Source organism: Succinivibrio sp. (assembly GCF_045124615.1).
In the GTDB taxonomy this organism is placed as follows: Bacteria; Pseudomonadota; Gammaproteobacteria; order Enterobacterales; family Succinivibrionaceae; genus Succinivibrio; species Succinivibrio faecicola.
In genome coordinates, this window is the sequence record NZ_JBGVMC010000089.1 from 1 (window position 1) to 6,138 (window position 6,138).

The following is a 6,138-nucleotide window of genomic DNA, read 5'->3' on the forward strand; positions in this document are numbered from 1 at the left end:
ACAGAGATTATGATGTTATAGTCATGTTTCAGATCGGGACCTATATGATAAAGCTCAATATTGTCAAAAGAGCAAAGTTTTGTAGGATTTCCAAAATAGGATGTTATCTTTTCAAGCAGCTGAGTTTTATGCTTGTTATCAAGTGGCTTATGATCTTTTAAAGCTACAGTATTCTTGGTATTTTCTAAAAGAGTGTTTATCTTGAAGAAAAGATCTGAATCACTGATGTCTACAAGTTTTAATGCCTTTTCAAAACGGATAAGAGCTTCTTCGAACAGATCTTGTTTATAAAGAATGTATCCTTCATAAAAATGCCATTTTGGCTCGTTGTAACATGAAGTTGAAATCTTTTTTAAGATAAGCAAAGCCTTTTCATATAGTGAATATGGATCAGATGCCTTTGATGCGGCATTTATATAGGCTCTTACAAGTTCAAGACACAGAGAATCGTCAAGATTTGAATTCTCTAATAATTTGATGACATCAAATATTCTGTTTTCTTTATATAAATTCTCAACTGTATCTAAAATAGTCTTTTTCTGCTCTTTATACTCGTCTATGTTCATTTTTTTGTACCGCTAAAACTAAAAAGCCTCGCTATTTTGCGAGGCTCATTGAATCATTACAGCTTATGAATGCAGTGACTGCTCGCCTCTGAATATTCCACACACACCTGAACGCACGGTCTCCACGACCTCAGCCTGCTCTTTGACAGCCTTTAAGAAGCGATCGACCTCAAATGAGGTATCCACATACTGCAGAATATATAGTTCTGGAGTAATATCAACAATCTGAGCCTTGAAAATATCGCAAAGAGTCTTGATTTCCTCTCTCTGGGTATGACCGATTGCCTGAACCTTAACAAATAAGATCTCTCTTGAAACTATATTTGAAGAGTCATCCTGTTTGCTAGATACCTTGATAACATTGACAAGCTTGTGAAGCTGTTTTGTAATACGCTCAACAATAGCTTCATCACCATCTGTCAGAATAGTGATTCTAGAAAGAGCAGCGTCTTCAGTTGGAGCTGCTGTGATGTTCTCAATGCTGTAGCCTCTTTGTGAGAAAAGGCCTACAACTCTTGATAATGCACCAACCTCGTTTTCAAGAAGAATAGAAATAATCTGTCTCATTTACTATTCCTCGCTTAAGAACATATCTGACATGCTGCCACCAGATTGCTGCATTGGAAGAACCTTTGCATCAGTGTTACACAGAATATCAACAATAACAAGTTTGTCTTTCATTGAAAGAGCTTTCTTTACGGCATCATCAAGCTCTGAAGGTTTCTCTACTCTGATACCCTCATGACCATATGCTTTTGCAAGAGCAATGAAATCTGGATTTGAGTTAAGATTTGTTGAGCTGATATGTCCTTTATAGAACATTCTCTGCCACTGACGAACCATTCCTAAGGTATGATTATCAAGAATAAAGATCTTAACAGGGATACCATACTCTAAACAGGTTGAAAGCTCCTGAATATTCATCTGGAAAGAGCCGTCACCTGTAAACAGACATACCTGTGCATCAGGACAGCCTATCTTTGCACCTACTGCTGCAGGGAAACCATAACCCATGGTTCCAAGGCCTCCTGAGGTCAAGAAATGACGTGGCTCATCAAACTTGTAATATAAAGCTGTAAACATCTGATGCTGACCAACGTCAGTTGCAATAATTGCCTTTCCGTCTGTTGCTCTGTAAACAGCCTCGATGATCTCCTGTGGCTGAATCATATTCTCATCATGACGGTAGTTCAGACAGTCAATATGTCTGAATTTCTCAATTTCTGTCCACCATGATTTCATAGCCTCAGTGTTTTCTTTAAGATCAAACTCATTGAAAGCATCGATAAACTGATTTAAAACAATCTTTGCATCACCTACGATTGGAAGATCCGCGTTAACAGTCTTTGAAATTGAAGCAGGATCGATATCGATATGAACAATCTTTGCAGCAGGACAGAATTTAGCAAGATTGTTAGTTACACGATCATCAAAACGACAGCCAACAGCAAAAACCAAATCAGCCTTGTCCATGGCATTGTTTGCCTCATAGGTACCATGCATACCCAGCATGCCAAGGAACTGTTTGTCTGTTGATGGATATACACCAAGTCCCATAAGAGTTGAGGTTACAGGTATATTAAAGCGTTTTGCAATTGCTCTTACCTCATCTTTAGCGCCTGATAACTGAGCACCACCACCAACGAGCATAACAGGATGGCTTGCCTCAGCAATCATTCTTGCAGCTCTCTTTACCTGCCCTTTATGACCCTGAGTTGTTGGATTATAAGCTCTCATCTTAACCTCACCTTCTGGCTCTGGATATTCAAAGCGCAAAGATGGGCGAACACAGTCCTTTGGAATATCAACAACAACAGGTCCTGGTCGACCGGTTGATGCTAGATAGAAAGCCTGTCTTATGTACTTTGGAATATCAAGTGCACACTGGCATAGGTAAGAGTGCTTAACGATAGGTCTTGTGATACCTACAGTGTCAACCTCCTGGAATGCATCAGAACCGATAAGTGGAGTTCCAACCTGGCCAGTAAGAATAACCATTGGGATAGAATCCATATATGCAGTTGCAATAGAGGTAACGGTATTTGTTGCACCAGGACCTGATGTTACAAGACATACACCAACCTTACCGGTTGCTCTTGCATAACCATCTGCAGCATGTGCCACACCCTGCTCATGACGTCCTAGAATGTGCTTAATCTTTTTAGACTCCAGCAGTGCATCATAAATATCAAGCACGGCACCGCCTGGATATCCAAATAAACTTTCTACACCTAAATCTTCTAGTGTACGCACAACCATCTGTGCGCCTGACATCATTGTCATGAACTTCTCCTTGAACTATCTTCTTGGTGTTTTTGGCCAAAATCTGTTAGGTACATCCTGTACCCATTTTTCATATTCGTCTTTAAAATCTTTACGTAATCTTTTCTCGTCAACTAATATTGCATACAGATAACTTATAACGAGAAACAAGAATGGAAATAGCAATGTAATAAGTGAATTTATAGCACAACTCAAGCCTAAATAAAATAGGATAATTCCCATATGCATGGGATTTCTGCACATTGCATAAGGTCCTGTTGTAACCAGTTTTTCTGTTTTTCGTGTAAATTCAATACCAAAAAGTTCAACAGCTCCACCTCTACCTTCCTTTAAAAGGAGATAATTTGACCATACCACAAAAAACAGTCCTGAAGCTGAACACAATGATGAAAACACAAATGTCAGTGAATTTACCGGCATGAAATCATATACAAAAAGCTCACCTGTATATACCATTGCAACTGGTATCATTACAAACAGTATGAGTGAGCCTATGGTATATGAAAGGATGTTTCTAATCATCTGACAACACTTCTTGTAAAAGGTCATCTAAAACAAACAATGGATGAACAGCCTCTTTACCTTCCATTCTATGAACCTGAGATCTGCAGCTAAAGCCAGTGATTAGACAGTGGTCAAAATCACGCTTAGCAATCTGTCCTTTCCAGTTCTTGTTATAAACAGCATATGTTTCATCCTGATTCTTTGCAATATGACCGAATAGACCAGCCATACCACAGCAGGCAACATTTACTGGAATTAGATTTAAAGAGAATCTGTTCATAATGTTCTGCCACATGACAGGAGCTGGAGTTACAAGAGCTCTCTCTGTGCAGTGTGTAAACAGATAATATGGATCACTAAATTGTGATGTTGCAGCAACAGCCTTTACTTTGCTTTCAATCTTTTCAAAGTTATCAGCAAACTTCTTTGTTGCCATTATCTGAGTTAACCACTCTTCTGGCAGAAGAACGTTAAAATCACCTCTAGCATCGCCTAAAAGCTGTGTATACTCATCACGATAGCAGATGGTTAAAGCAGGATCATAACCGACTAATGCCTTCTTTGTCTTTGCAATCGCATCAAGTCTTGCTGCCTGTTTTGCTGCAAAATGAACAAAGCTTCGTCTCTGACCTCTGATGATCTTAATCTTTCCGTTTACATAAGGACGCAGGAAAGATACCCTGTAGCCTAATGCTCTTATCACATTAGCCATCTGAATCAGACCATGAGCCTCATAGCAGACAGTGAAAGGATCGGTAACAATGATCACATCATCATCGCTTGACTTTGCCTTTGATGCAGAAAGAATATCAAAACCATTTAATCTGCATTCTTCCTTGAAGGTAACCTCGCTGAATAATGGAATATCAACGAATCCGAATACCTTTTTGAATATGCCTTTTACAAGAGAGTTCTTTAAAATGACATTTGACAGCTTAGGGAATTTTGACATTATTGGCAGAGTGAACTCTGCATTTAATATCAGAATATCCATAAGTGGTCTTAAATATCTGCTGTAATATAAAGACAGGAATCTTGAGTTCATGTCTGCTGCATTTACATGAGCAGGACAGATGCTCTTACATGATTTACATGAAAGACATGTTGAAATATTCTCAAGATACTCTGTTGAAAAATCTTTGCCTCTTGAGACAATTGTATTAAACACTCTTCTTAAGAAATTCAGAGGATTTGGCAGTGAGGTCATTATTGAAACTTCCTCAGTTGCAATATTCACTCCTCTATCAGACATAAGTCTCATCCACTCACGCATAAGTTCTGAGTAGCCTTTTGGTGAACGGATATGATTCTTGGTATAACGATAGCTTGGACACATCAGTGCACTTGTCTGATAGCTAAAACACTGACCGTTACCATTACAGCTTACTGCACCCTTAAATGCATTTCTTACAGTCTTTGGTACTGTTCTATCAAGATCGCCTCTCATCAGAGAATCAATTTTTACAAGCTCGTCTGTACCATTTGATGCAGGAACACAGATCTTGCCTGGATTTAAAATATTCTGAGGATCGAATGCTTCCTTTACAGCTCTTGCAGCACCATACAGAGACTTGAAGAATTTCTCTCCATAAACAGAACGGTAGCCACGTCCATGCTCACCCCACATCTGACCTTGGTATTTACAAACAAGTTCAACAACACCATCTGAAATCTTTACTAGCTTCTCTCTATCCTCATCTGTTGTCAGATCAAGAGCAGGTCTTACGTGCATTAGGCCTGTATCAACGTGACCGAACATACCATAGGTTACATTCATGGAATCAAGAAGTTCACGGAACTCCTTAATGTAATCAGCTAGATTTCTTGGAGGAACTACAGTATCTTCTGTAAAGGCAACAAGTTTCTTGTCACCTGCAGCAGCACCTAGTAAACCTACAGCCTTCTTACGCATTCCGTATATAGCAGCAACAGCCTTTTCCGTTACTGCAAGCTGAGCCCCTAGAATACCGTTTTCAAATGTTTTGGCTCTCTTGTTTACAATCTTGAAGATCTTATCTAGTTTAGATTTTTCCTCTGCCTCATCATTACCGTTGAATTCAACAATATTGATACCCTGAATATCATGACCTTCAATCTCATGAATATATTCTTTTACGCTATCCCAGACAGTATCTTTCTTTGCAAGATTTAATACTCTTGAATCAACGGTTTCAACAGAGAACACACCTGCATCGATAAGTTCTACTGCATGGCGAAGTGCACTGTCAAAGTTTTCATACTTTACAACCATAAGTTCTCTTACCTTTGGAATAACGGTAAGATCAAGTGTCGCACCAAGAATTACTGCTAATGTTCCTTCAGCACCACATATGATTCTTGCAAGATTTAAAGTATCAGTCTTTGGATCATAACAGTTGTACAGATCGTAACCTGTCATGAAACGATTCAGTTTAGGGAAGATTTCTTCAATTGTTTCTCTTTTATCTTTTACAATTGAATATACTGTTCTGTAGATTGAACCTAAAAAGTCATCTCTATTTAATTCCTGCTTTAACTTATCGCCACTTACAGGACCTAGGGTTGCCTTTGTACCGTCTTTTAGAACTACAGTTACATCCTTGATATGACATGATGTTCTGCCGTAGCGAAGAGATCCCTGACCTGCAGCATCGTTTGAAATCATGCCAGACAGACATGCTCTTGAAGAGGTTGAAAGCTCAGGAGAGAAGAAGAGGCCATATGGCTTTAGAAATTCATTTAACTCATCTTTGATTACACCTGCTTGAGCATAGATTTCTCTTTTATCTGCATCAAAAGCTGATGT

The 6,138-nt window shown here is 38.9% G+C and carries 5 protein-coding genes; all 5 read right to left on the bottom strand.

All coding sequences use genetic code 11. From position 1 onward, the window contains the following. A partial coding sequence (locus ACJML3_RS02410; RefSeq protein ID WP_406020282.1) for a tetratricopeptide repeat protein occupies positions 1-566 on the bottom strand: 566 nt, incomplete at its 3' end. Positions 567-629: 63 nt separating this feature from the next. Further along, positions 630-1,133: an acetolactate synthase small subunit gene (ilvN, locus tag ACJML3_RS02415; protein ID WP_219936179.1), complete on the bottom strand. Its 504-nt coding sequence runs from the start codon at positions 1,131-1,133 to the stop codon at positions 630-632. A 3-nt stretch (positions 1,134-1,136) separates the two neighbouring features. Then, positions 1,137-2,849 (bottom strand): biosynthetic-type acetolactate synthase large subunit, encoded by a 1,713-nt coding sequence (gene ilvB, locus ACJML3_RS02420; RefSeq protein WP_406020284.1) that lies wholly within the window; start codon positions 2,847-2,849, stop codon positions 1,137-1,139. A 15-nt stretch (positions 2,850-2,864) separates the two neighbouring features. Next, on the bottom strand, positions 2,865-3,371 hold the full coding sequence (locus tag ACJML3_RS02425; RefSeq protein WP_406020286.1) for a methyltransferase family protein: 507 nt from the start codon (positions 3,369-3,371) through the stop codon (positions 2,865-2,867). Continuing rightward, positions 3,364-6,138 (bottom strand): FAD-binding and (Fe-S)-binding domain-containing protein (locus ACJML3_RS02430; protein ID WP_406020288.1); only part of this gene is annotated, 2,775 nt, incomplete at its 5' end. The genes ACJML3_RS02425 and ACJML3_RS02430, both read right to left, overlap by 8 nt.

Coding starts and splice junctions, on each gene's coding strand:
- ilvN (WP_219936179.1), bottom strand. CDS start 1,133: ATGAGACAGATTATTTCTATTCTTCTTGAAAACGAGGTTGGTGCATTA.
- ilvB (WP_406020284.1), bottom strand. CDS start 2,849: ATGACAATGATGTCAGGCGCACAGATGGTTGTGCGTACACTAGAAGAT.
- ACJML3_RS02425 (WP_406020286.1), bottom strand. CDS start 3,371: ATGATTAGAAACATCCTTTCATATACCATAGGCTCACTCATACTGTTT.